The following is a 26,667-nucleotide window of genomic DNA, read 5'->3' on the forward strand; positions in this document are numbered from 1 at the left end:
GATACGATGATACTCAGGGTTATTTGGCAGATGAATACCTGAAGCTTCCCAGCCGTAGAAGATAGTCACTAGCCTCAACATGTATTGTAGCTGGTCTGGGGTTGAGGGATTGAAGCAGCCATTAACAGCTTGATAGCTACATTTTGTTGTCGTTTGATGGCGGCCAATTTTTTAGGTGACCGTAATTATAAATAATGCACGTTTCTAGCCGTGAGGGGGCTTCGTTTGGGGCTCAGCCGTGGCGTTTGACTTAGCGCGGTGATTTTTCCACGGTTAGTCAAAAACCAGCTTTTGAGACCGCTCTTTGGCTCAAAACTGGTTCATGGCGTTCCAGCCCCAAACGAAGCTCCCGGTAGGCGGAAATTCAGGCCCATTCGCGATTCAGTTAGGAATGAAAGCACAACAATAATGAACTTAGGGAAAGCCTTGACATTTACAAGTGATGACCGAATTTTGAAAAATAAGTTAATAACTGGCATAATAGAAGTTAAACTGTACGGCCGTTTGGCGGCCAAGATGAGGAAGTAATCTTTTGACAAAATTGCTATTTATTCGGCATGGTAAAACTGAATGGAACTTGGAAGGACGATATCAAGGGTCACAAGGTGATTCACCATTGTTGCCGGCAAGTTATGAAGAAATTCATCAATTGGCGGCGGCGTTACGGCCAATTCACTTCAGCCATATTTATGCTAGTCCATTAAAGCGGGCACGCGACACCGCCATGACCTTGCAGCAGGATCTTGATCAGCCTGACTTGACGGTCTCAATATTGAGTCGATTACGAGAATTTAATCTAGGTAAGATGGAAGGGATGGCCTTTACGGCAGTTCAAGCCGCCTACCCAACAGAATTTGATGCTTTTCGTAATCATCCTGACCAATATGATCCAACAGCAATTCAAGGAGAGAGTTTTCAACAGTTGGTGAAGCGCATGTTACCAGCAGTTCATCAAATTATTGCGGCTAATCCACGACGTGAAGATAATGTGTTAATTGTCAGTCATGGGGCCGCGTTGAACGCCTTGATTAATACGATGTTGGGGGCTTCGCTCGCAACTTTGCGTGATCGCGGTGGCTTGTCTAATACGAGTACGACAATGCTTGAAACTCGCGATCGCGGTAAGAGCTATAAATTATTGTTGTGGAATGATACCTCTTATTTATCACGACAACCAGATGCAACCGACACGATTTAGAAATGAGGCATGATGTTAATGGCAAAGCAAGCAAATCAGCGACCGAGCAAGGCCCAGCAACAAGCCTTAGTTCATCAGCTCGTTCAAAAGATTGACACCACTCCAGATGACTTCCAAGCCTATTACGAACTTACGGTGTTACTCACGGCCGGGCAAGATTTTGAGCAGGCCGAAGCGCTCGCAATGAAAGCGTTAGGCTTGTTTGAAAAAGAGTCGCACGCGACTAATTTATTGACCTATGCGCTCGGAAATGTGTACTATCAAGCCGAAGCTTATGATCAAGCGCTGAAGACTTATCAGAAGATTACGGAACCAAAGTTAACTGCGGACGCCTATCTGATGATGGGGCAAAGCTTGATGGCTAAAAAAGATTATCAACATGCGTTAGTCTGGGGCCTAACCGCCCAAGAGGCACAACCAGAGTTGGTAGAAACCAATTTGTTAGTTGCAAATATATTGCTTGCATTAGGCAATAACGAACAGGCATACGATTATTATCAAAAAGTGATTTTGCTTGATCCCCGTCAAGGCACAGCTTACTTCAATGCTGGTTTGACGGCGATGGTCATCGGCAAGCCGTATGCGGAATTATTCGCGACTGCGAAAAAGGTCGATTCGGCCTATTTCGAACAGCATCAACAGCAGTTGCAAGATATTGAAAAAATGCTGGCAGCCCAAAAGGGTTCAGCAGATCAGGCACCCAAAGCATAGTGAGGAGGAACGTCGTTGTCGGCAACAGAACCTAATTTATTTCCGGATGATTTCAATGGTCAAACGGTCACGCACTTTATTGTTGGTAAAGTCGCCGCCGTTTTTTTTAGCAGTTCGGACAGCTTTTATAAAGTGTTGTTAGTTAAAGTGAGTGAGCAGAATATTGATTGGACCGAAGATGAAATGGTCGTGACAGGCAGTTTTGCCGACATCCAAGAAGAAGCGACTTACAAATTTACTGGTAAAACCGTGCGCCATCCTAAATATGGCACCCAATTTCAAGCGGATAATTATCAAAATGAAACACCGACTTCTCGAAGCGGGCTAATCGCGTATCTCGCCGGCAATGATTTTCCAGGCTTGGGACGGCGCACCGCCGAACGAATCGTGGATACCTTGGGTGAAAATGCGATTGATGAAATTTTGGCAGATCCGAAAGTATTAAAACCGATTGGCTTACGGGCTTCGGTCCAAAATACTTTATTAGACACGTTACGGGTGAACAATGGGTTAGAACAAACGATTATTGGGTTGAACGCTTATGGCTTTGGGAGTCGACTTGCTGCGGCGATTTACGCTAAGTATCAAGGCGACACCTTGCATGTGATTCAAGAAGATCCTTATCGGCTCGTAGAGGATATCAAAGGTGTCGGCTTCAAGAAAGCGGATCAGATTGCGGCACAATTGCAAGTCGATCCGCAAGCAGATAGTCGGTTGCGAGCAGCCCTCCTGACACAGATTAATGAAAATTGTGCGCAGAATGGGGATACTTATACGACGGCCAAGCCACTGATCACCGCGACGTTACAATTGCTTGAGAGCTCGCGGCATACGCCGATTGCGCCACAGAAACTGGCTGATCAATTAGTAACGCTCGCTAAAGAGAATAAGGTCGTCGGTGAAGAAAATCGCATTTATTTACGGCATTTGTACGAGGCTGAGTGGGGCATCGCTGAACATTTGAAGCGACTGCACGATGCGGACAATAATGGGAATTTAACTGAAAAAAAGGTGACGCGGGCAATTGCCCACGTTGCGAAAGCCAGTAACTTAACGTACGACGCGTCGCAAACGCAGGCATTGAAAGCCGCCATCACGTCGCATTTGTTTCTGTTAACTGGTGGTCCCGGGACTGGTAAAACGACGATAATTCGTGGTCTGGTCGCACTTTTTGCCGAATTACACGATGTGTCATTAGATTTAAACGAGTATAAGGACAAAACTTTCCCCATTTTGTTAGCCGCGCCCACCGGTCGGGCGGCTAAGCGGATGGCAGAAACAACGGGTTTACCAGCCGGCACCATTCATCGATTATTGGGCCTGACTGGCCGAGATGACGATCCAGAAATGCCAACCAAAGATTTGGAAGGCGGTATCTTGATTATTGATGAAATGTCGATGGTGGATACCAATTTATTCCGACTGCTGCTCAAAGCAGTGCCTAGTCACATGCAAGTCATTCTTGTCGGTGATAAGGATCAACTGCCTTCGGTTGGTGCCGGTCAAGTGTTTCATGACTTATTGCAGAGCCCAGAAATACCACAAATTGAGTTGACTACGATCTATCGACAAGACGATGATTCCAGTATCATTCCGCTTGCGCACGCAATCAAAAATGGGCATTTGCCAGCTGATTTTAGACAAAATCAACCGGATCGCTCCTTCATTGCTTGTAACGCGTTTCAAGTCAATCATATAATTGAGCAAGTGGTTTCAAAAGCGAAACAAAAGGGCTTTACGGCCGACGATGTCCAGATTTTAGCCCCGATGTATCGGGGGGCAGCCGGAATTGATCAGTTGAATACGACCGTTCAAAATATTTTCAATCCATTAAAGTCGGCGCGTCAAAAGAAACTCAGCTATAATAATCAAGAATTTCGGGTCGGCGACAAAGTGTTGCAATTAGTGAATGCCCCCGAAGATAACGTTTTTAATGGCGATATTGGTAAAATTGTTGGGATTGATTTAGCTAACGATCCACACAATAAATCCAAGAAAGACCAGATCACCATCGCGTTTGAACAGAATGAAGTGACTTATCAAAAGTCTGATTGGAATCGGCTGACATTAGCTTATAGCATGTCGATTCACAAGTCTCAAGGGAGTCAGTTTAAGATGGTGGTGCTGCCGCTAGTCCCACAGTTTTCACGAATGTTGCAGCGCAATTTGCTCTACACCGCGGTGACGCGGGCCGAACAGATGTTAATTCTGTTAGGGGATGAACAGTCGTTTGAACGAAGTGTCACTAATGAATCCGTCAATCGACTCACAACTTTGACGAAACGGCTACAACAAGTCTTTACTGGCGACAATACTCCGGCAGAAGCAGCCGCGGTTTCTGACGATCAGGCCACTGAGACCCAGACGACGGTGGCCGACGCTCCCGCTCCGGCTGAGGCGCCAACTGGTCCAACGCGATTAACACCGGTATTAGTCCAAAGTGGACAGATTGATCCAATGATTGGGATGACTGGCGTTAAGCCGAGTGATTTCATGACCCAAACTTCGGCATCTTAGTTAGTTGTACCTAGCAATTAAAAACCAGCCTTAAATTGCGTGTTTAGGCTGGTTTTTATCTGTCAATCAAGCCGGATACTGCTATAATTGAGAACAGATATGTCATGAAAACTATTTTTTGGAGGTTGTTATGTCAGTAGATGAATCAAGTGCCAAACTTAAATTGTTTGCCTTAAATTCTAATTTACCGTTAGCGAAGAAAATTTCAGAACGGGTTGGAATTCCGCTAGGTCAAAGTTCTGTGAAACGATTTAGCGATGGTGAAATTCAAATTAATATTGAAGAAAGTATTCGTGGCGCCGAAGTTTTCGTCGTTCAATCGATCTCTGAACCGGTTAACGATACGATTCTTGAACTTTTGATTATGATTGATGCACTGCGTCGTGCCAGTGCGAGTGAGATTAACGTGGTGATTCCTTACTATGGTTATTCCCGTCAGGATCGCAAGGCCCGTTCACGTGAACCAATTACTGCCAAATTAATTGCAACTTTGTTGGAAAAAGATCGCGCGACGCGGATTTTGACCATTGATTTACATGCGGCGCAAATTCAAGGTTTCTTTGATATTCCAGTCGATCATTTATTGGCGGCGCCGATTTTAGCCGGCTACTTCAAAGATCGTGGGATTACGGATAATTTAGTGGTCGTGTCACCGGATCATGCTGGCGTTTCACGGGCGCGAAAGATGGCGGAATTATTAGGCGCGCCGATTGCAATCATTGATAATCGGCATCCAGATGATGACAATATCGTCCCAAGCAGCATTATTGGTGACGTGAGTGGCCGCATTGCGATTGTGATTGATGACATGATTGATACTGGCACGCGTTTTGACGTTTCAGCCACGGCGTTGAAGCAAGCTGGTGCTGCCAAGATATATGGTTGTGCGACCCATGCAATTTTTTCACAGGACGCCACTGAAAAATTGCAAGCTTCTGATTTGGAAAAAGTCATTGTGACAGATACGATTCAGATTCCAGCCGCTAAACAATTTGGTAAACTTGTGCAACTTTCGGTTGGACCACTCTTGGGTGATGCAATCAAGTTAGTTCATGAACAACAACCAGTTGATAGTTTATTTGATCCAAAACTTTAAATTGCGTTAAAGACAAGCCCCGATAACTGGCGGCTTGTTTTTTTGTCTTAATTTTTATTAAAATTGGTTAAGCTGAATTGGGGGATTACTGGTAACGTTTTCGTTAGACTTGTTGAAAGTTGCCCTACCAAAATGTTGCTGAAGGACAATACACTTAAACCTTGATATGACGGGAGGTTAGCCCGCCTTGGTCATGACAAGTAATTTTCAAACTAAACGGACAGTTTTATAAAAAAATAAGTGATTCTAGTTTGCATTTTCGTAAGATGTGCTACAATGAAGTTATGATTTAACTAAGGTATTAAGAATTTCTTAAGAAGTCTGTATACCACAGGTAGTTATCACATTACTGTAAGAGAGTTTCAATTTTGCTAAAGGAGTGAACTTAATGTCACAAGCACATACAACGGGCAAGGTTCTGGCCGGTACGGTTGGTGCCGTTGGTTTATTGCTTGCCACAGGACAAGCTGCCAATGCTGCTTCAGTTACCGTTAAACAAAATGATACGGTCTGGGGCCTTGCACAGCAACATGGTGTTTCCATTAAGAGTGTTGAGAAGTTAAATGCAAAAGCACTCAATGGTAATTCCAACTTAATCTTTGTCGGTCAACAATTACAAATTAGTGGGGAATCCTCATCGTCATCAGCAGAAAAAGGTACATATACTGTTAAGGCTGGCGATACTTTATGGGATTTAGCAGCTAAGCATCAAATGTCAGTTCAGTCATTACAAAAGCTTAATGGCTTGTCGAGTGATTTAATTGTTGTTGGTCAAAGTCTTCAAGTTTCAGGGACTAAGGCTGCGACAACCACAGCAACGACCCAATCAACGACAACTAGCGCCGCAGCGACAACTGAAAAAGCTGCCAGTGCGGCAAGTTCGACAACGAGTGCCAGTACGGAAGTTCAGGATTCCGTCAACACCACGTCGTCTTCAACTAGCACGGCAACTAGTGCCAGTTCAGTTGCAAGCACGAACAGTGTTGCAACTAATGAAAGCTCATCAACGTTGCAAACGGCTTATGCCCCAGCTGCATCAAGTCACGTAACGTCTAGTGCGAGCGAAACTAGTTCAGCTGCGTCATCACAAGCCACGAGTGACTCAAGCACCCAAGTTTCATCTGCTGCAAGCCAAGAAGAAAGCACGACTGCCACTCAGACTAACTCAACGGCGTCACAAAGTAATACGAACAACAATGTGAGTCAAAGTAGCACTAGTACTGCGTCACAAGCCAATTCTTCTGCTGCCACGAGTAGCACGACTTCGGCTGCAACGTCGTCTGCCTCACAAGCTAGTTCGACTGCCACGACTAATAACAGTAGTAGTGCCTCAACTAGCAATAATGCTAATTTAACTTCTGGCTCAGTGACTGGCTTAGCACTGCAATTAGCCAGCGCTAATATTCCTTACGTTTGGGGCGGCAACTCATTATCTGGGATGGATTGTTCTGGATTAGTTGCTTATGTTTACCTACATGCTGCTGGGATTAATTTGCCACACAATACGGTTCAGCAAGAAGCTTACGTGACGAAACATTCTGTTGCCGATGCGCAACCTGGTGATATTTTATTCTGGGGTGCTGCCGGTGCCACGTATCACGATGCCATCTATCTTGGTAACAATCAATTTGTGGCTGCACCAACTGAACGTCAAAACGTTAAGGTAGAATCAATTACTTCTGATTTCATGCCAAGTTTTGCTGGGACAGTTAAGTAATTTAGATTAAAGTCAAGTGTAACAGCCAGCTTCCTGCAGTCAGTGGGTGAGTTTGGCTGTTTTTTGGCTTTTATGATTTATTAATTTTTAAAATTGTGTTATATTAATTCTGCTGTTTTTTTATTAATAAATCACAGATAATTGTTTTGAAGGAGTGTTTTAAGTGAGTAACAGATTTGAGATCCTGGAAGAATACCGACAAGCGAATACGGAATTAGATCGTTTGAAGGGGTTGGCGATGCGTCAACGGGATCGCTCACGGGTGATTACGATTTATCCGCACTTACAAGAGCGGGTCAGTCATCTTTCCCAAAAATGTGAACAGCTTGATATGCTGCTCGAAGCAATTAATGCTTCTGAAGACTAAAGCCAGTTAAAAAGGCGTTCCAAATCGTAACCGAAGTTGCGATTTGGGACGCCTTTATGTGCTTAATGATGATCGTGAATGCTAGTATCAATCCAAAAGGGATAAGGCTGCGTGGATAAATACAGATCGTAATTACGGTTACCGATCGTTTGCCCATCCATTTGCCCAATTTCAACGGAATTGACGAGTAGATGTAACTTAGCGTTCCGGTAATGATGAACGAAACGCGAGTTTAAATGGCGACCACCCATTAGCAGCAAGAGGAACAACCACAGAATGGTCCACCAGTGTGGTTCTTCAACCACAATTAGTTCTAGTTGGTCATCGTGAATGTTCGCTTGTGGTAAAATCTTTACGCCACCACCAAAGTAGGGGTGGTTGGAAACTGTACAGAGAAACGCATGGCGATACTGGTCACGTTGACGGCCAACATGTACGGTTAATGGATAACTTTCTTGTTGCGAGTACGCTTTTAAGGCATTACTCAAATAAGCCCAGTGCCCGAGTTTGCCTTTTTTCTTACTACGATTGGTATCATCAACAATTTGGGCATCAAATCCTAAACCGACATTGTTGACAAAATAACGGTGGTCATTTTTTAACGTTTCATGGTAGTAACCAATGTTCAATGGTCGGGCGCGCATATTATTAAGAACTTGCGCCAGGGCGATTGATGGCTCAGTTGCCATCCCCAAGCCGCGTGCAAAATCATTGCCAGAACCGCCGGGAATATAGGCGAGTGGCATGGGGTTATCCGTTGGCACTTGCATTAACCCATTCAGGGCTTCATTTAAGGTGCCATCGCCACCAATGACTAATAACACGGTTGTGACGTTTTTTGTCGACAGTCGCCGTTTTTCGGCGAATTCGGTTGCCAGGCGAATGGTGTGCCCCGCATATTCCGATACCCGATACTCAAAAACGATTTGGCGTTGTTCGAGCATGGGCTTGACGATGTCCCAAACCGTCTGGCCGTGGCCAGATCCAGCCAACTCATTAATAATAATGTCGTATTCAGTCGTCAAATTTACACCTCACTAAGATCGAGTCAGCGCGAACTGACCCTTACACCACAAAAAGCCGGAACAGGATCGTTCCGGCAGGTGATTAATTCATGATTAGCATCGGTAAAATCATTGGATGCCGCTCAGTCTTGTCAAACAAGAAACTTTGTAAGTCATCGATAATCGCATTACGAATCGTTGCTTCGCTAGCCTTGTCACTCTTCATCTTACGACGAATGGTGCGGAAGACATGACGACGGGCTTCATTGATTAAGTCACCAGATTCCCGCATGTAGACAAAACCACGCGATAGAATATCTGGACCGGCTTGAATTTCTTTTTTCTTAAGATCAATCGTCGCTACGACGACAACCAAGCCTTCTTCTGAAAGCACTTGGCGATCCCGCAAGACCACGTTACCAATGTCGCCAATCCCAGAACCGTCAACGTAAACGTCGCCAGCCCCGAAATGTCCGGCAACCCGGGCGGAATCTTTAGTCAAAGCTAAGACGTCACCATTTTCGAGAATGAAACTATGGTCTAATGGCACGCCACACTGTTCAGCCAATTCGGTATGAATCTTCAACATTCGATATTCCCCATGAATCGGCATAAAGAACTTGGGCTTCATCAAACGAAGCATTAGCTTTTGTTCTTCTTGACCACCATGACCAGAAGTATGAATGTTATTAACTTTACCATGAATGACGTGGGCGCCAGCTTCTTCAAGTTCATTAATTACGTGGTTCACGCTGAGCGTGTTCCCAGGAATTGGTGAACTGGAGAAGATAACGGTATCACCCGGTTGGACAGATATTTGACGGTGAGTCCCATTGGCAATCCGTGAAAGGGCCGCCATTGGTTCACCTTGAGAACCGGTACATAAGATCATCACTTTGTTAGCTGGCAATGATTTGATATCATTGGCGTCAACGATTGCTTCATCTGGAATGTTTAAGTATCCGAGTTCACGACCATTGACGATGGCAGCTTCCATACTACGACCAAAGACTGCAATTTTGCGATGGTGCTCCAAAGCGACTTGAGCGGCTTCTTGAATCCGAGAAATATTGGAGGCGAAAGTCGCAAAGATAATGCGGCCCTCAACGCCTTCAAAAATATGACGGATTGATTGTGCCACCCAGCGTTCAGACTTCGTAAAAATTGGTCGTTCAGCGTTAGTACTATCAGAAAGCAACGCTAGGACACCTCGTTCACCGAGATGTGCCATACGTTGCAAGTTCGGTGGCTGATTCGTAATTGGTGTCAGATCGAACTTGTAATCACCGGTTTCCACAATGGTGCCAGGTGGTGTTTGGACGGCAATCCCTAGTGTGTCAGGAATAGAGTGGGTGGTTCTAAAGAAGGAAACCCGCGTCTTACGGAACTTCAGCACCGTATCCTCGTTGATTTCGTGTAACTCGGTCGTCTTTAGGAGCCCGTGTTCTTCCAACTTGCCTTTGATTAAAGCCAAGGCTAGGGGACCGGCATAAATTGGCACGTTGATTTGTTGGAGGAGAAATGGAATCCCACCAATGTGATCTTCATGTCCGTGCGTAATCACCAATGCTTTTATTTTTTGCTGATTTGCAACTAGATAGGAATAGTCTGGGATGACATAATCAATTCCGAGAAGTTCGTCTTCCGGAAATTTGATCCCTGCATCGATCAGAATAATCTCATCCTGAAATTGGACACCATAAGTGTTTTTCCCAATTTCTCCCAAACCGCCGACTGCAAAAACGGCGGTTTCGTTATTTTTAACGTTTAAGCGTTTCATTTATTAAACTCCGTTAGTTGATACTCTGGATTTTCTTGTTCGTAATCCAAGAAGTGTCCTTCTAACGGTTCGATAAATTCAATGTTGAATTCAGTGTTATCTTCGACCAGAGCGCGAGCGTCAACTTCTGTCTCAGCTTCGAGATAGAGTGATTGCGTGGTTTCGCGTTGTGGGTTCCGTTTTTTGGTTTCTTGGTAGTAAACTTTGTAAATCATTAACAAAACTCCTTATAAAAATATTTACTTAGCTCTGAAAGACTAAGTAGTAGCAAAAATAAAAGTTTGATCCGTACACCAGGTTGTGTAAACACAACAATTATCTTTCATTTTAGCATAATTCGGCTGAGGTGTATACAATGTTAACTTTCTTCAAAAACGAGGGATTAAGGCGTAATTTTTTTTATTAAACATGCTATGCTAAGAATAGATTCTGATGGGTCAATATCGTGATTTTGTGAAAAAAGTACAATAAATGTGAGGGATGCCCAATGAGTAAATGGCTAATTATACTAGTTGGCTTGATCCTAGCTGTCAGTATTTATGAAGTGTTGCGACGTCAGATTTTGAAGCGGGCGGCTTTAAAAATCAGACAAGCTGGGCAACGGACTGTTGACCAGGCGATGGTTGCCAGCTTAGCGCAACTCAGCAGTGTGGCGAAGGCACAACAAGTTGGCGGCATGTTACACTCGGTGCCAGTGGCGGCAGTCTGGGGGCGCGGTGTCATGGCTTTTGAGTATGTGATCGCGACTCCTGGAATGGTGGCGGCGGATCTCCCAGAGGTTCGCCGGCTGTTAAATAATCAGTTGCAAGTTTACGCTCAAGCTAAAAAGATCACTGCCTATCAATCGGCGGGGCCAGCCTTACGCGTGACCGATACTTGGTTACGAGATGGTCAATTGCACCTCGATGTGGCCTACTTGATGAATGAAGCCACCTTGGAATATCTAGAGGATTTACGCCGTCTCAATCACGAGGCAAACTAAAAAAGGTTCAGGCCATTGCGGTCTGAACCTTTTTTTCACAACTTAAGAAATTAAAACTAAATCATCTTCTGCTGCAAATGGGTTGTGCGTATTGATGTGATCATAAAACAGAATGCCGTGTAAATGATCAATTTCGTGCTGACAAACAATGGCGGGATAATTTTTGAGCCGAATTTTCTTTTGCTCGCCAGCCATATTATAGTAGCGTAATGTAATTCGATCATGGCGAATGACGTAGCCAGAGATGTCCCGATCAACGGATAGACAGCCTTCGCCTTCAGTCAGTGCGCCAGTTTGAACTGAGTGACTGATGATGACCGGATTAATAATGACATCTTTAAAAATGGGTTCGGCACTGTCGTCTTCGGCGGGGACTAAGACGGCGGCCATTTGCTCTGAAACGTCTACTTGTGGTGCCGCTAAGCCGACTCCGGCACGTAAGCCATATTTCTTGGCCAATTCAGGATCTTGGCTATTTTCCAAGTAAGCCATCATATCATGTGCTAACGTTTGATCAGCATCACTCAATGGAAATTTAACTGGCTTGGCTTCCGCGCGTAATGTGTCATTACCTTCACGGATGATATCTCTCATCTTAATCAACCTAAATTACCTCCAAAACAAATTCTACGATGCGAACTGACAAGCAGTTCAATCCTCCAAATAAGTTTAGCATAACTAAAAATGAAAATGTAGAATGATTCTCGAAAAAGTCATGAAAGTCAAGCCACGTTACAAATGAAAATGTTCACAATCAATTTTGACGGAAAAGCTGATATTTAGCGATTTGAAAGGGCTTGCAAAAATTGAAAACCAATGGTAAATTAGACTTGTGATTATGAAAACGATTACGGACCAATGGTTAAGCCGTCGAGTCTGTACGTTCATGAAAGGGATGTGTCATTTATGGACAACGAAAAACCAATTGTTGATTTTGGTGCGATCCGGGATGCACTTGGAAAAGATTTTAAACCAGTACAAGTGATCGATGGTCAAGCTAATGTCGTCAACCAAGCAATTGTCTCTAAATATTCAAATGATCAATTAGTCGATTTTCTGAAGCTAATGATCTGGGAACGGACTTTACATCAGCGTTCTAACGCGCTGACGCGTCAAGGCCGTCTCGGTTTCTACGCACCAACAGAAGGTCAAGAAGCTAGTGAAATGGGGAGCAACTCTGCGATGAAGTCAACCGACGTTTTGATGCCGGCTTATCGTGATATTCCTCAATTAATTCAACATGGACTGCCTGTTTATAAAGCTTTCTTATGGTCACGTGGTCACGTCTTAGGTAATGAATATCCAGAAGACTTGCACGCAATGCCACCACAAATTATTATCGGTGCCCAATACATTCAAGCTGCCGGGGTTGCTCTCGGGATTAAGAAGAATGGGACCGAAGATAAAGTTGCTTATAGTTACACCGGTGATGGTGGGACATCGCAAGGGGACTTCTATGAAGGTATGAACTTTGCTGGTGCCTTCCAAGCACCCGCAGTATTCATTGTTCAAAACAATGGCTATGCGATTTCTGTCCCACGTCGCAAACAAACTGCTGCCAAGACTTTGGCTCAAAAAGCCGTGGCTGCCGGAATTCCTAGTGTACAAGTTGATGGGATGGACTTCTTAGCTGTTCATGAAGTCACTAAGGCTGCTCGGGAATATGCCGCTGCTGGCAATGGTCCAGTGATGATCGAAACCTTGACTTATCGGTTTGGGCCTCATACTAACGCGGGTGATGATCCTAAGCGTTATCGGACCAAGGAAGAAGAACAACCATGGTTTGACAATGATCCATTGATTCGCTATCGCAAGTATTTGACGGATCAAGGCGTTTGGTCTGAAGATCTTGAAAACGAGTACGTCGAACAAGTTAAAGCTGACATTAAAGCCGCAGTTAAACAAGCGGATGAAGCACCTAAGCAAAAAATGACCGAATTTTTGGAGAATGTCTTTGAAGAAAAACCACAAAACATTCAACAACAAATTACGGAATACCAAGCAAAGGAGTCGAAGTAACATGTCAAAGAAAACATATATTCAAGCGATTACCGATGCACTTCGATTAGAATTAGGGTCTGACGAAAAGACGTTAATTTTTGGTGAAGACGTTGGTAAAAACGGTGGGGTTTTCCGGGCAACTGATGGTCTCCAGGCCGAATTTGGTGAAGACCGAGTCTTCGATACACCTTTAGCTGAATCTGGTATTGGTGGTTTGTCGATTGGTTTAGCTTTGGAAGGATTCCGTCCAGTACCAGAAATTCAATTCTTGGGATTCATTTTTGAAACGATGGATTCAATTGCTGGTCAAATGTCTCGTGAACGTTTCAGAACTGGTGGTACCCGTCATATGCCAATCACCATTCGGTCACCTTATGGTGGTGGGACACATACGCCAGAAATGCATGCCGATTCATTGGAAGGTTACTTAGCACAAATTCCTGGATTACGTGTTGTGACACCATCGAACCCATATGATGCCAAAGGGTTACTCATTTCATCAATTCGGAATAACGATCCCGTATTCTTCTTGGAAAACTTGAAGCTATACCGGTCAATGAAGGCCGATATTCCTGATGAAGCTTATACTGTGCCGTTGGATAAAGCGAATGTGGTCCGTGAAGGGACTGACATTACGTTGATCGCCTATAGTGCACAAGTCAACCAATCCTTAAAGGTTGCTGAAAAGCTTGAAAAGGAAGGCATTTCAGTTGAAGTTGTTGACTTACGGACGTTATCACCACTCGACGAAGACACAATTCTGAAATCCGTTGAAAAAACGGGTCGCGCAGTTGCGATTCAAGAAGCCCAACGTCAAGCTGGGATTGCAGCCAATGTTGCATCCTTGATTGCTGAAAAAGGTGCTTTGTACTTGAGTGCACCAGTTGGCCGGGTTTCAGCCCCAGATACGGTTTATCCATTTGGGTTGGCTGAAGACGACTGGCTGCCTGCTGAAGATGAAATTGAAGCAAAAACCCGCGAAATTTTAAACTACTAATTAATTTCGCGCATCGAAAACAACCAATTGTTGGTTGCAATGAAAGGAAGTTATCCAATGGCTTACGAGTTTAAATTACCAGAGCTTGGCGAAGGCCTAGAAGAAGGCGAAATTGCCACTTGGCTCGTTAAACCTGGCGATCAAGTCAAGGAAGACGATTCTCTAGTTGAGATTCAAAACGATAAATCTGTTGAAGAATTACCATCACCAGTTGATGGGACAATTGTAAAAATTTTGGTACCAGAAGGTGAAACTGCCAAAATTGGTGATGTCATCGTTGAAATTGATGATGGTTCCGGTGCAAGTGCGACACCAGCTGCCGCACCGGCTGAAAATGCAACCGCTGACAAACCGGCAGCGCCTGCACCAGCAGCTACTGATGCTGCCCCAGCGACATCCGCACCAGTTGCGCCTGCTGATCCTAACAAACGGATTTTGGCAATGCCATCTGTCCGTCAATACGCTCGCGACAAAGATATTGATATCTCGCAAGTGGCTGCGACAGGTGCCCATGGTCAGATTACGAAACAAGATATTGATAATTATACGGGTGCTCCCGCCGCAACTGGCGCACAAGCCGCCGCACCAGAAGCAGCGCCAGCGCCAACTCCTGTAAAGCCATACGTTTCGGATACTCCTGAATTGGAAACTCGTGAAAAGATGAGCCCAATTCGGAAGGCTATTTCGAAAGCCATGGTTAACAGCAAGCATACGTCACCACACGTCACCTTATTTGATGAAGTTGAAGTGACTGCTTTGATGGACCATCGGAAGAAGTACAAGACGATTGCTGCCGATCGCGACATTCATTTAACGTTCTTGCCATACTTTGTCAAGGCCTTGGTTGCTGTCTTGCAACAATTCCCAGAATTCAACGCCTCAATTGATGACGCTAATAAGGAAATTGTCTACAAACACTATTACAACATCGGTGTCGCAACCGATACTGACCGTGGTTTGTTAGTACCAAATATCAAGCATGCTGAAGGTAAGGGCTTGTTTGCTATTGCCAAGGAAATTACTGATAACACACAAAAAGCTTACGATGGCAAATTGAAGGCTAATGAAATGAGTGGCGCTTCAATTACGATCAGTAACATTGGGTCAATTGGTGGCGGCTGGTTTACACCAGTTATCAATCAACCTGAAGTTGCCATCTTAGGTGTTGGTCGGATTGGTAAGGAACCATATGTCAACGAAGATGGCGAAATCGTCGTTGGTAAGATGCAAAAATTGTCCTTGAGTTTTGATCACCGTTTGATTGACGGTGCGACTGCCCAAAAAGCAATGAACTTATTGAAACAATTGTTGCATGATCCAGAATTACTTTTGATGGAAGGATGAGGTCAGAATGGTTGTAGGAGATTTTGCTGAAGAACGCGATACAATGATCATTGGTGCGGGTCCTGGTGGCTATGTTGCTGCAATTCGGGCCGCTGAACTTGGTCAAAAAGTGACTGTGATTGAAAAAGAATACGTTGGTGGGGTTTGCTTGAACGTGGGCTGTATTCCATCAAAAGCCTTGATTAGTGCCGGTCACCGGCTCCAAGAAGTCAAAGATAGTAAAATCTTTGGGATCAAGAACATTCAAGACCCAGTCTTAGATTTTAAAACGACACAAGATTGGAAAGATCATCAAGTCGTTGACCGCTTAACTGGCGGGGTTAAAATGTTATTAAAGAAGCATAAAGTTGAAGTCGTTGAAGGGGAGGCCTACATGCACGATAATCACACGTTACGTGTGATGAATGGCGACCATACCGGCCAAACTTATAAATTCAAACATTTGATTATTGCCTCAGGTTCTCGTCCCGTTGAAATTCCTGGCTTTAAGTTTAATGGTCGCGTGGTTGACTCGACCGGTGGCTTGAATTTACCAGAAGTCCCAAAGGAATTAGTTGTTATCGGTGGCGGTTACATCGGCTCTGAATTAGCTGGTGCCTATGCTAACCTCGGCGCCCATGTGACGATTCTTGAAGGTACACCACAAATCTTGCCAAACTTTGAAAAAGACATGGTCAAATTGGTCTTGAAGAGTTTCAAAGATAAAGGTGTGACGATCGTAACCAATGCCATGGCTAAAAACTCTGAACAAGATGATAGCGGTGTCACGGTGACTTATGAAGTCGACGGTAAAGAAGAATCAGTCCGTGCAGATTATTGTATGGTTACCGTTGGTCGGCGGCCAAATACCGATGACATGGGTCTGGAATACACGGATGTCAAATTGACAGACCGTGGCTTGATTGAAGTTGATCAACAAGGTCGGACTGCTGCACAAGATATCTTTGCAATCGGTGATATTGTTGCTGGACCAGCATTGGCACACAAGGCCTTCGCAGAAGGTAAAGTTGCGGCTGGTGCCATCAGCGGCAAAAAGACGGCTAATGATTATGTCTCAGTTCCAGCGGTCTGCTTTACAGATCCTGAATTGGCAACGGTTGGTATGACGAAGGCTGAGGCCGAAAAGACTGGCTTGAGTGTAACCGCATCGAAGTTCCCATTTGCCGGGAATGGTCGTGCGATTTCATTGAACTCGATGGAAGGCTTCTTCCGTTTGGTTTCAACGAAGGATGAAGGCACGATTGTCGGGGCTCAAATTGCTGGTCCTGGTGCCAGTGACTTGATTTCTGAATTGAGTGTTGCCGTTAATGGCAGCTTGAACGTTGAAGATTTAGCTTTGACGATTCATCCACATCCAACCTTGGGCGAAGTTGTCCAAGAAGCTGCTGATGTTGCGATGGGTTATCCAACGCATATCTAAGCGTGATTAATTAAAGAGTATCTTCAGAAGTTTGAGGCTTAACGGTCTCAAACTTTTGTTTTGCACATGGTCAGTCACACTAGTCGGGACGACCATGTGTCTACATAAACCGGAGACTTTCATCAGCCAATTGCCGAGGAAAACGGTCAGCAAAAACTCAAGATTTACTTAAACTTTACTTGAATAAGTTGACAGCTCGGGTACAATTATTAGCGAAAGTGGGGAGAAATTTCATGAACAATACAGTTATTATTCGTGGCTTATTTGAATTCGTACAACAACTCATTTTAATTGCAATGGCGCAAGATTTGCCATTGAACTTGATCGTTGCCACTGAGGCCGACGAAACACCGCGTTATCAATCATTGATCACTGCGAGTTCTGCCTGTCGTCATTTCACCATCCAGACGCCAGCAAAACCCGATTATTCTCAAGCCGATACTCTGATTATCGGTAATTTAGTGCCGTTAGCGGCTGACAGAGACGTTGCCGCCGATTTGCGGGCCACCTTACCACTGTTTCGGCAGTTTATTAATGCCGCGATGGCAGCCGGCTTTAACGGCAAATTAGTCTTGACTGGCAGCAATGATGCCGTGTTAAGCGTTTTAGCTGCCCGTTTTAGCGGTGTCGATCATCAACGCGTGCTCGGATTGGGGACTTTGCCACAAAGTCGCCTGCTTGAGCGACTCTTACAAGACCAATTGAGTGTCGGTGCCAATGATGTGCACGCCTTTGTCGTTGGTACGGCGCGTGAACATTTGATTTCGTGGAGTCGCTCTTATATCGGTCCGGCACCGGTTTTGACCTATTTGGCGAATCAAGATATTAGTTTTGGTGCCAATGAAATGGGCGCAGATCAAGAACGGATTGACGAACCCGCAATCGTTACCAATCAAACGTTGAGTGTGTTAGCATTAGTACAAGTCTTACGGGCCTTTTATGACCAAGCGCCATTTATTGGAACGGTGACTAATGTGCAAGCGACGACCGAAGATCAGTTGGTCGGATTATCTTCGCCAGTCTTGATTAGTGCCAATGGGATCAAGCGCTTGGCTGACATGGTTTTATCGGATGAGGAACAAAAAGAATACGCGGAAATTGCTGGTGAGGTTCGCCACGATTTAGATCGCGTTGAAGCAGGGGAGTTTGAGCAAAATGACGATGAACAGGCCTGAAAATTATCAATATCCACTGAATGACGCGTGGACCACGGCTGAAATTATTACGGTCAGCAGCTTTTATGAAAAAATTGAGGCGGCCAATGATAGCAGTGTGCCAACGGCCGACTTATTAGCGGCCTATCGTGACTTCAAAACGATTGTCACCGCAAAATCGGAAGAGAAACAACTTGGCCGGGCGTTTGAAGCTGCCTCTGGCTTAAGCATTTATAAAACGATGCAGGCGGCGCAAACAACTAACAAACAACGTTTTCAATATCGAAGCTAGGTGAAGATTGTGGGGAACAAAGCATTACAACAATTAAATGACGCCGTACAAGTGGTCCTCCAGCGGGCACGACAACAAGTCTTGGCGCAAATGGGCACCCAATTAACGGTGGCTGAAAAAACGAGCCGCAAAGACTTAGTTACCAATGTTGATAAGAGCAACGAGCATTTTTTAGTTCATGAACTTAGACGGTTGGACTCGCAAGCCAAGATTCTCGGTGAAGAGGGTTTAGGTGATACGGTGACGTCAATGAGCGGGCATGTCTGGATCGTTGACCCAATTGACGGCACGATGAATTTCGTGCATCAGCGTAATCATTTTGCCATGATGATTGGGTACTACATTGACGGTGTGCCAACGCTTGGTTACATTTATGATGTGATGGCTGATCGGCTATTTGCCGGCGGTCCTGACTTAGGGGTGACGGTTAATGGTAACCCATTACCGGCACCAGCGGATCTTGATCTGACCGATGGGTTGTTTGGGGCCAGCGGGCCACTGTTGATTCACGACCGTTATCAGATGCAAGCCATTGCACATGCGAGTTTAGGCCCGCGCATCATGGGCAGCGCTGGGATTCAAATCAGTCAAGTCTTGGCTGGTGAACTGGTCGGTTACTTGTCTTATTTACGCCCATGGGATTTTGCCGCCGGGCGAGTGTTGGCTGAAACGTTAGGGTTGGCCGTTTCACAAGTTGACGGCGAGCCCGTAAATATGTTATCATCTGGTGCTGTACTAATAGCGACTAAAAGTGCGCAACGTGCTATTTTGACAATCGTCAGATGAACGGTGTGACTGTGACCCATCCGTCACAGTTTTTTTATGCCAATTGATGAAAGCCGATGAAAACGGCGTTACGCGTCAGTCAAGGCGCACCTGTCACTTGATAGTAATGCCAGATTGTATTAATATATGTAAGATTTCTGCTATCAATTGGATAGTTAGAATTTTTGAAGGATGAAAGGAAGATCAATTTTGAAATTTAGAGATGATATCCGCAACATTGCCATTATTGCCCACGTTGACCACGGTAAAACAACCTTAGTTAACGAAATGCTTAAACAATCGGATACCTTAGATGAACACGTCCAGATTGATGATCGGGCGATGGACACTAATGCCATTGAAAAGGAACGCGGTATCACGATCCTTTCTAAGAATACGGCCGTACGTTATGGCGACAAACAAATTAACATTTTGGATACACCAGGACATGCTGACTTCGGTGGCGAAGTTGAACGAATCATGCGCATGGTCGATGGGGTCTTGTTAGTTGTTGATGCTTTTGAAGGAACGATGCCCCAAACCCGTTTCGTTTTGAAAAAGGCTTTGGAACAACATTTGACACCAATCGTTGTGATCAACAAAATTGACCGCCCAGGTGCTCGTCCTGAAGAAGTCGTTGACGAAGTCTTGGACCTATTCATTGAATTAGGTGCGGATGAATCTCAATTAGACTTCCCAGTTGTCTATGTATCAGCTTTGAACGGGACTTCAAGTTACGAATCAGACCCTGCTAAGCAAGAACATACGATGAAACCTGTCTTTGATACGATTATCAAGACGATTCCAGCCCCAATTGACAACTCTGACGAATCATTACAATTCCAAGTTGCTTTACTTGATTATAATGATTACGTTGGTCGTGTTGGGATTGGCCGGGTCTTCCGTGGAACAATCAAAGTTGGTGACAGTGTTGCTGTCATGAAGCTTGATGGTAGCAAGAAGAACTTCCGGGTCACTAAGTTGTTTGGGTTCTTCGGTTTACAACGTTTGGAAATCAATGAAGCCCATGCCGGTGACTTAGTTGCCGTTTCTGGGATGGAAGATATTAACGTTGGTGAAACGGTTGCTGATTCAAGTAACCCAGAAGCTTTGCCAATCTTACGGATTGACGAACCAACCTTACAAATGACCTTTGGGACGAACTCATCACCATTTGCCGGTAAAGAAGGTAAATTTGTGACTGCGCGCCAATTGGAATTACGTTTGAAGTCAGAATTGGAAACCGATGTGTCATTACGGGTTGAAGATACTGACGAACCCGGATCATGGGTTGTTTCTGGCCGTGGGGAATTGCATTTGTCAATCTTAATCGAAACGTTACGGCGTGAAGGTTACGAATTACAAGCATCTCGTCCAGAAGTTATTTACCGCGACGTTGAAGGTGTTCGGAGCGAACCATTTGAATCTGTTCAGATTGATACGCCTGACGAATATACCGGTGCAATTATTGATACCTTGTCACAACGTAAAGGTGAAATGAAGAACATGGAGAGTACTGGGAATGGTCAGACTCGTTTGACTTTCTTGGCACCATCACGTGGGTTGATCGGTTATTCGACTGAATTCTTATCATTAACGCGTGGTTATGGGATTATGAACCATACCTATGCTAAGTATGCGCCAGTGATCAAGAACTGGAACCCTGGTCGTCGTAACGGTGCTTTAGTTTCAATTAACCAAGGTAAGACAACGACTTATGCAACTATGGGTATCGAAGAACGTGGGACGATCTTTGTCGACCCAGGTACCGATGTGTATGAAGGGATGATTGTTGGTCAAAATAGCCGTGAAAATGATATTTCAGTTAATATCACTAAAGGTAAGAACATGACCAACGTTCGTTCATCAAACAAGGATTTGACTGCGACAATCAAGACGCCAACCCATTTGACGCTTGAAGAATCATTGGAATTCTTGAATAGTGATGAATATTGTGAAATTACGCCAGAACACGTCCGTTTACGTAAGACGATTCTGAATACGAGTTCACGTGAAAAAGAAGCTAAGAAACGCAAGATGGCTAAATAAGCTGCCAATCGTTTCAATGGAAGTACGATCTCATGATGAGATCGTGCTTTTTTTAGTTTGGGAGATCACTCAAATTTGTCCGCTTTCGGTGACGAGGCATACCATTAGCTGTGGGGGCCGGCCCCAGCCTGAGGAGCGGTCTGGGACTTCGCTTTCAAGCCTGAAAAGCAAGTCTTGAAAGACGCCCGTGGTGTAAGCGCCAAGCCCTTGCGCTAACGCCACCGATACAGCAAATGTCCTGCCTCGTCACCTGCAGCTCGATAGTGAGCCACTCAAAATAACGCCAATACAGTTGTACTGACGTTTTTTGCCGGGTTAAATTTTAAATTGTCTTTTTCGAATCAATCACCCCCAAAAATCGGCCTTGGAATAAATTTACACAATTAATTCGTCAGAATGATGCTGGCTGAATCATGTTTGATCTGGTCTAACTGAGCGGTGATTGAACCACAGATTAGTTGGCGCAAGTTTTCGTTAAAAAAGTTTAAAAAGGCCAGACAAATTAACCATTTCACAGGTTGCGGTAATTGCGACTATGCTATAATTACTGCAAGCGAACTTTTATAGAATGAGCCAGCGAAAAATGGTTTAATGACTCAGATTAGTTAAGGTGGGATTGACGATCATGTCAAAAAAAATGCACAACATGGACTATGTCCTCTTTGTCCCATACCTCATTTTAAGTGGTATTGGGATCGTCATGGTTTATTCTGCAAGTTCGTATGTCGCAGCAGGTAGTGGCTCATCACCAACGAGCTATTTGATTCGCCAATTTGTGTGGGTCGTTGGGGGTATTGGGATCAGCTTGTTTGTGATGAACTTAAAGATTGATTATTTCAAACGTGCGCGACCGTGGGGCTGGTTAGGCTTCGCGATGATTGGTGTGCTGATTCTCCTGCGCGTGTTTGGGAAGTCCATCAATGGGGCTGCTGGTTGGATTACCTTAGGACCGATGTCCATTCAGCCGGCCGAGTTTTGTAAGTTTTACTTGATTGTGTACCTTTCCATGATGATTGCGCAGCGCGAACAGCGCTTGGGTTTCGCTAAGTTACGTGATTTAACCGCGCAACTAATCATGTTAGGGGCAATGATCTTACTCATTGTAATTCAGCCCGATATTGGGGGCGCCACAATCAATATGGCGATTGCAACCGTGATTTTATTTGCAAGTGGGATGTCTTACCTCTTTGGGGTCGGCATCTTTGCAACCGCGGTTGTCGGATTCGAATGGGTCTTAGTGCCCATGATGAGCCATCTTCCTCAAAGTGTGTTAGCGAATTCGTATCAATTGCGACGTTTTCTAGGCTTCTTAAATCCGTTTAAAACGGCTTCTGGTGCCGGGACACAATTGGTGAATTCATATTATGCCATTTCAAATGGTGGTTTGACCGGTGTGGGAATTGGAAATAGCTTGCAAAAGCGCGGCTATTTACCAGAACCTAACACTGATTTCATTATGTCGATTACAGCAGAAGAGCTCGGTTTGCTGGGCGTTTTGCTAGTAATGGGATTATTACTCGTGATCATTGGTCGGACAATTTATATTGGTGTGCGGTCGAATAACACGTTTAATACGTTGATTTGTTACGGAGTGGCTGCTTATTTGACCATTCAGACATTTATTAATGTTGGCGGTATCGTCGGCTTGATCCCGATTACGGGGGTGACTTTTCCATTTGTCAGTTACGGCGGTTCCAGTATGATGGTCCTCACGCTTTCGCTTGGGCTGGTGCTCAATGTCAGTTCGATGGAAAAAATCGCGCGAGCGACCACAGTTCGTCAGGAGAGTTAAGTCAATCTAATTTCGAAATGAGGGGTTTCTGGTGAAAAAAGTATTAATTGCTAACCGTGGTGAAATTGCGACGCGGGTTATCCGGGCTTGTCATGAATTAGGCCTACAGACCGTGGCAATTTACGCCAAAGAAGATGAATTTTCCGTTCACCGTTTTAAGGCTGATGAAGCGTACTTAGTCGGTGAAGGCCTCGCACCAATTGCAGCTTATTTAGATATCGAAGACATCATTCGCATTGCCAAAGAAAACCAGGTTGATGCCATTCATCCAGGCTATGGCTTCCTATCTGAAAATGCGACTTTTGCCCGTCGTTGTGCAGAAGAAGGGTTAACCTTCGTTGGGCCAACGCCGGAACAATTGGAAATGTTCGGTGATAAAATCACTGCCAAACAAGTTGCGGCCGATGCTGGTGTCGCGACGATTCCAAGTACGACGCACCCCGTTACTAGTTTGAATGAAGCCCTGCAATTTACTAAAAAGTATGGTTTTCCAATTATGATTAAGGCCGCCATGGGTGGTGGTGGTCGTGGGATGCGCATCGTTCATGAAGCTTCCGAATTACAAGAAGCGTTTGACCGTGCCCGTTCGGAAGCGATGCAATCCTTTGGTGATGACGAAATTTACTTAGAAAAATTCATTGCCCATCCGAAACACATTGAGGTCCAGATTTTAGGGGACTCGCATGATAATATTTTGCACTTATTCGAACGTGACTGTTCGGTGCAACGCCGAAACCAGAAGGTGATTGAATTTGCCCCGGCGGTAGCTTTGTCAATTGAATTACGGCAACGAATTTGTGACGCCGCAGTTCGGTTAATGAAACATGTCCATTACTTAAATGCCGCCACGGTTGAATTTTTGGTCGAAGGGGATCAATTTTACTTTATGGAAGTGAACCCCCGTGTTCAAGTTGAGCACACGGTTACTGAAATGATTACTGAAATCGATATCGTTCATGCGCAATTAAAGATTGCCATGGGCGGCGACTTATTTGAAGATTTGCACTTGCCACACCAAGATGCCATGACGTATAAAGGTGCCGCGATTCAATGTCGGGTCACGACTGAAGACCCAGCCAACGACTTTATGCCAGATACAGGTCGGATTGAAACTTATCGTTCACCCGGTGGTAATGGGGTACGTTTGGACGCCGGCAATACGTACTCTGGGGCAGTGGTGACGCCGTACTTTGACTCATTATTGGTTAAGGCCTGTGTAGTGGCACGTAACTTTAAGGCCGCGGTACACAAGATGCGGCGGGTACTCGTTGAATTTGATATTCGTGGCGTCAAAACCAATATTCCGTTTATGTTGAACGTGATTGATCATCCAACGTTCCAAGCAGGCGAAGCGAATACCCGGTTTATTGATTTAACGCCGGAATTGTTCAACTTCCCAGATGATACGCAACAAGAAGACAAAATGTTGAAGTATATCGGGAATACGACAGTTAATGGGTTCCCAGATGTGGCCCAACATTCTAAAAAATACTATCCCGATGTGGAATTCAAAGATGACTTTGCCCCAATCAATAATAAGATTGTTACGGCGAAAGACGTGCTGGACGAACAAGGGGTCAGTGGGTTACAAAGCTGGTTGTTAGCTAAAAAAGAAGTGTTACTGACCGATACAACGATGCGGGACGCACATCAAAGCTTGTTTGCGACGCGGATGCGGACGAAAGATATGTTAGCGGTCGCGGAAGCCTCACAAAAGGCTTTACCAGAACTGTTCTCATATGAAATGTGGGGCGGTGCTACTTTTGATGTGGCCTATCGTTTCTTGAATGAAAACCCTTGGGATCGGCTACGGAAGTTACGGACGGCGATGCCAAGAACGTTGTTCCAGATGTTATTCCGTGGCAGTAACGCGGTTGGTTATCAAAACTATCCGGATAACGTGATTCGTGAATTTATTTTAGAGTCGGCCAAGAGTGGGATTGATGTGTTCCGAATTTTTGACAGTTTGAACTGGGTGCCACAGATGGAAAAGAGTATCCAAGCCGTCAAGGAAACCGGGAAGATTGCTGAAGGGACCATTTGTTACACTGGTGACATTATGGATCCTGAGCGGAAAAAGTATTCCCTTGATTACTACAAGCAACTGGCTTTGGATCTACAGTCCGTTGGGTCTGACATTATTTCAATTAAGGATATGGCCGGGGTTTTGAAGCCAGAAGCCGCTTATGAGTTAGTCGCAACCTTAAAAGATGCGTTGGATGTGCCGGTTCATTTGCATACCCATGACACGACGGGTAATGGTATTTTTACCTACGCGCGGGCAGTGGATGCCGGTGTCGATGTCGTGGATGTGGCTGCCAGTGCCTTATCAGGGACGACCAGTCAACCATCAATGAGCTCGTTGTATTATGCACTAGCGCATAACGATCGGCAGCCAGCGGTTGATATTGAACACGTCGAGACCATCAATCGTTACTGGCAAGGTATTCGGCCTTACTACCAAGACTTCTCGAATGGGATGACTGGTCCGCAGACTGATATTTACCAAACCCAAATGCCGGGTGGTCAATACTCGAACTTACAACAACAAGCTAAAGCGTTAGGCTTAGGCGATCGTTGGGAAGAAGTTAAAGAGATGTATGCGACCGTCAATGACATGTTTGGGGATATTATCAAGGTCACACCAAGTTCTAAAGTGGTTGGCGATATGGCCTTGTTCATGATTGAAAATAATTTGACCCCAGATGATGTTTACGACCATGGTGAAAAGTTAGACTTCCCTGAATCAGTGATCAACTTCTTTGCCGGTAATATTGGTCAACCAGTTGGTGGCTTCCCGAAGAAGTTACAAAAAATCATTTTGAAGGGACGTCCTGGCTTGACCGTCCGTCCGGGCTCATTAGCCAAGCCAGCGGATTTTGCCGCCACTAAGACGGAATTAGCACCAAAAATTGGCCATGAACCATCAGTCCAAGAAGTTTTAAGCTATATCTTATATCCAAAAGTCTTCTTGGATTACCAAGTTCAGCATAAACAATATGGTCATGTGTCATTATTAGATACGCCAACTTTCTTCCAAGGCATGCGATTAGGCGAAACTGTCAATATTGACTTGGCAAGAGGTAAGACGATGATCGTCAAATTGAATCAAATCAGTGAACCTGATGTTGATGGGATTCGGACCTTATACTTCAGTATCAATGGTCAAAATCAAGAGATCACAGTCAAGGATAATTCTGTCCATCAAACCGCCGCCAGCACCAGAAAAGCGGAACCAACTAACGAAAATGAAGTTGGGGCGACGATGAGTGGTTCGGTCTTGAAACTCCTCGTTAAGAAGGGTGACACCGTTAAGAAAGGCCAACCATTGTTGGTCACTGAAGCGATGAAGATGGAAACGACGATTCAAGCACCAGAAGATGGTGTGATTGAACACACGTATGTCAATGCGGGTGACGTCATTCAAACGGATGATTTATTGCTTGAAATCACCCCTAAATAGCGTTTAATGAGAAGTGTC

General features: G+C 44.8%; 21 protein-coding genes. 17 read left to right on the forward strand and 4 right to left on the reverse strand.

Annotated features, from left to right (window positions below; genetic code table 11):
- Positions 1–532 precede the first annotated feature (532 nt).
- The 6 genes from FFM74_RS06670 to FFM74_RS06695 all read left to right on the forward strand — a co-directional run bounded on the left by FFM74_RS06670 (position 533) and on the right by FFM74_RS06695 (position 7,606).
- Complete coding sequence (locus FFM74_RS06670; protein ID WP_137625855.1) at positions 533–1,198, forward strand: histidine phosphatase family protein; 666 nt, start codon at positions 533–535, stop codon at positions 1,196–1,198.
- Between the two features lie 18 nt (positions 1,199–1,216).
- Entirely contained in the window at positions 1,217–1,909 is a 693-nt protein-coding gene (locus tag FFM74_RS06675) for a tetratricopeptide repeat protein (protein ID WP_137625856.1), read from the forward strand.
- Positions 1,910–1,924: 15 nt separating this feature from the next.
- Entirely contained in the window at positions 1,925–4,426 is a 2,502-nt protein-coding gene (gene recD2, locus FFM74_RS06680; RefSeq protein ID WP_137625857.1) for an SF1B family DNA helicase RecD2, read from the forward strand.
- A 130-nt stretch (positions 4,427–4,556) separates the two neighbouring features.
- A complete protein-coding gene (locus tag FFM74_RS06685; RefSeq protein ID WP_137625858.1) occupies positions 4,557–5,522 on the forward strand; it encodes a ribose-phosphate diphosphokinase in 966 nt (321 codons plus the stop codon).
- A gap of 388 nt (positions 5,523–5,910) precedes the next feature.
- Entirely contained in the window at positions 5,911–7,239 is a 1,329-nt protein-coding gene (locus FFM74_RS06690) for a C40 family peptidase (protein ID WP_137625859.1), read from the forward strand.
- A 163-nt stretch (positions 7,240–7,402) separates the two neighbouring features.
- Positions 7,403–7,606: a hypothetical protein gene (locus tag FFM74_RS06695; RefSeq protein ID WP_137625860.1), complete on the forward strand. Its 204-nt coding sequence runs from the start codon at positions 7,403–7,405 to the stop codon at positions 7,604–7,606.
- Between the two features lie 62 nt (positions 7,607–7,668).
- Here FFM74_RS06695 and FFM74_RS06700 read toward each other — a convergent pair whose 3' ends face one another.
- The 3 genes from FFM74_RS06700 to FFM74_RS06710 all read right to left on the reverse strand — a co-directional run bounded on the left by FFM74_RS06700 (position 7,669) and on the right by FFM74_RS06710 (position 10,605).
- Entirely contained in the window at positions 7,669–8,631 is a 963-nt protein-coding gene (locus tag FFM74_RS06700) for a diacylglycerol/lipid kinase family protein (protein WP_137625861.1), read from the reverse strand.
- Between the two features lie 82 nt (positions 8,632–8,713).
- On the reverse strand, positions 8,714–10,390 hold the full coding sequence (gene rnjA, locus FFM74_RS06705) for a ribonuclease J1 (RefSeq protein WP_137625862.1): 1,677 nt from the start codon (positions 10,388–10,390) through the stop codon (positions 8,714–8,716).
- Positions 10,387–10,605, reverse strand: a complete 219-nt coding sequence (locus tag FFM74_RS06710) for a DNA-directed RNA polymerase subunit epsilon (protein WP_137625863.1) — start codon at positions 10,603–10,605, stop codon at positions 10,387–10,389. Before FFM74_RS06710 ends, rnjA begins: the two co-directional genes overlap by 4 nt.
- A gap of 272 nt (positions 10,606–10,877) precedes the next feature.
- Here FFM74_RS06710 and FFM74_RS06715 point away from each other — a divergent pair, with 272 nt between their 5' ends.
- Positions 10,878–11,372 (forward strand): hypothetical protein, encoded by a 495-nt coding sequence (locus FFM74_RS06715; RefSeq protein WP_137625864.1) that lies wholly within the window; start codon positions 10,878–10,880, stop codon positions 11,370–11,372.
- 42 nt (positions 11,373–11,414) lie between these two features.
- On the opposite strand, the gene def is transcribed toward FFM74_RS06715, so the two are convergent.
- The gene (gene def / locus FFM74_RS06720) at positions 11,415–11,975 is read right to left on the reverse strand and encodes a peptide deformylase (RefSeq protein WP_137625865.1); all 561 of its coding nucleotides are present in this window, start codon (positions 11,973–11,975) and stop codon (positions 11,415–11,417) included.
- A gap of 303 nt (positions 11,976–12,278) precedes the next feature.
- Between def and pdhA the strand changes: the two genes are divergently transcribed.
- The 10 genes from pdhA to FFM74_RS06770 all read left to right on the forward strand — a co-directional run bounded on the left by pdhA (position 12,279) and on the right by FFM74_RS06770 (position 26,649).
- Positions 12,279–13,391, forward strand: coding sequence for a pyruvate dehydrogenase (acetyl-transferring) E1 component subunit alpha (pdhA, locus tag FFM74_RS06725; RefSeq protein ID WP_137607275.1), 1,113 nt, complete (start codon positions 12,279–12,281; stop codon positions 13,389–13,391).
- 1 nt (position 13,392) lies between these two features.
- Positions 13,393–14,370, forward strand: a complete 978-nt coding sequence (locus FFM74_RS06730) for an alpha-ketoacid dehydrogenase subunit beta (RefSeq protein WP_137625866.1) — start codon at positions 13,393–13,395, stop codon at positions 14,368–14,370.
- Positions 14,371–14,427: 57 nt separating this feature from the next.
- Positions 14,428–15,714 (forward strand): 2-oxo acid dehydrogenase subunit E2, encoded by a 1,287-nt coding sequence (locus tag FFM74_RS06735; RefSeq protein ID WP_137625898.1) that lies wholly within the window; start codon positions 14,428–14,430, stop codon positions 15,712–15,714.
- 7 nt (positions 15,715–15,721) lie between these two features.
- Positions 15,722–17,134 (forward strand): dihydrolipoyl dehydrogenase, encoded by a 1,413-nt coding sequence (gene lpdA, locus FFM74_RS06740; protein ID WP_137625867.1) that lies wholly within the window; start codon positions 15,722–15,724, stop codon positions 17,132–17,134.
- A 233-nt stretch (positions 17,135–17,367) separates the two neighbouring features.
- Positions 17,368–18,309, forward strand: a complete 942-nt coding sequence (locus FFM74_RS06745) for a Rossmann-fold NAD(P)-binding domain-containing protein (RefSeq protein ID WP_137625868.1) — start codon at positions 17,368–17,370, stop codon at positions 18,307–18,309.
- A complete protein-coding gene (locus FFM74_RS06750; RefSeq protein ID WP_137625869.1) occupies positions 18,290–18,580 on the forward strand; it encodes a UPF0223 family protein in 291 nt (96 codons plus the stop codon). The genes FFM74_RS06745 and FFM74_RS06750 overlap by 20 nt, the downstream gene beginning before the upstream one ends.
- Before the next feature lie 9 nt (positions 18,581–18,589).
- Positions 18,590–19,366, forward strand: coding sequence for an inositol monophosphatase family protein (locus FFM74_RS06755; protein WP_223877185.1), 777 nt, complete (start codon positions 18,590–18,592; stop codon positions 19,364–19,366).
- 189 nt (positions 19,367–19,555) lie between these two features.
- Positions 19,556–21,394: a translational GTPase TypA gene (typA, locus tag FFM74_RS06760; protein ID WP_137625870.1), complete on the forward strand. Its 1,839-nt coding sequence runs from the start codon at positions 19,556–19,558 to the stop codon at positions 21,392–21,394.
- A gap of 625 nt (positions 21,395–22,019) precedes the next feature.
- Positions 22,020–23,186, forward strand: a complete 1,167-nt coding sequence (locus tag FFM74_RS06765) for an FtsW/RodA/SpoVE family cell cycle protein (protein ID WP_137625871.1) — start codon at positions 22,020–22,022, stop codon at positions 23,184–23,186.
- Positions 23,187–23,217: 31 nt separating this feature from the next.
- The gene (locus FFM74_RS06770; protein WP_137625872.1) at positions 23,218–26,649 is read left to right on the forward strand and encodes a pyruvate carboxylase; all 3,432 of its coding nucleotides are present in this window, start codon (positions 23,218–23,220) and stop codon (positions 26,647–26,649) included.
- Positions 26,650–26,667 lie beyond the last annotated feature (18 nt).

The organism is Lactiplantibacillus pingfangensis (assembly GCF_005404945.1).
Classification (GTDB): domain Bacteria; phylum Bacillota; class Bacilli; order Lactobacillales; family Lactobacillaceae; genus Lactiplantibacillus; species Lactiplantibacillus pingfangensis.

What these genes read in the sequence shown, in the direction of transcription:
- lpdA (WP_137625867.1), top strand. Translation starts at nt 15,722, where the DNA reads ATGGTTGTAGGAGATTTTGCTGAAGAACGCGATACAATGATCATTGGT.
- FFM74_RS06735 (WP_137625898.1), top strand. Translation starts at nt 14,428, where the DNA reads ATGGCTTACGAGTTTAAATTACCAGAGCTTGGCGAAGGCCTAGAAGAA.
- FFM74_RS06710 (WP_137625863.1), bottom strand. Translation starts at nt 10,605, where the DNA reads ATGATTTACAAAGTTTACTACCAAGAAACCAAAAAACGGAACCCACAA.
- FFM74_RS06765 (WP_137625871.1), top strand. Translation starts at nt 22,020, where the DNA reads ATGTCAAAAAAAATGCACAACATGGACTATGTCCTCTTTGTCCCATAC.
- FFM74_RS06745 (WP_137625868.1), top strand. Translation starts at nt 17,368, where the DNA reads ATGAACAATACAGTTATTATTCGTGGCTTATTTGAATTCGTACAACAA.
- FFM74_RS06715 (WP_137625864.1), top strand. Translation starts at nt 10,878, where the DNA reads ATGAGTAAATGGCTAATTATACTAGTTGGCTTGATCCTAGCTGTCAGT.
- FFM74_RS06690 (WP_137625859.1), top strand. Translation starts at nt 5,911, where the DNA reads ATGTCACAAGCACATACAACGGGCAAGGTTCTGGCCGGTACGGTTGGT.
- FFM74_RS06730 (WP_137625866.1), top strand. Translation starts at nt 13,393, where the DNA reads ATGTCAAAGAAAACATATATTCAAGCGATTACCGATGCACTTCGATTA.
- FFM74_RS06685 (WP_137625858.1), top strand. Translation starts at nt 4,557, where the DNA reads ATGTCAGTAGATGAATCAAGTGCCAAACTTAAATTGTTTGCCTTAAAT.
- FFM74_RS06675 (WP_137625856.1), top strand. Translation starts at nt 1,217, where the DNA reads ATGGCAAAGCAAGCAAATCAGCGACCGAGCAAGGCCCAGCAACAAGCC.
- FFM74_RS06750 (WP_137625869.1), top strand. Translation starts at nt 18,290, where the DNA reads ATGACGATGAACAGGCCTGAAAATTATCAATATCCACTGAATGACGCG.
- pdhA (WP_137607275.1), top strand. Translation starts at nt 12,279, where the DNA reads ATGGACAACGAAAAACCAATTGTTGATTTTGGTGCGATCCGGGATGCA.
- rnjA (WP_137625862.1), bottom strand. Translation starts at nt 10,390, where the DNA reads ATGAAACGCTTAAACGTTAAAAATAACGAAACCGCCGTTTTTGCAGTC.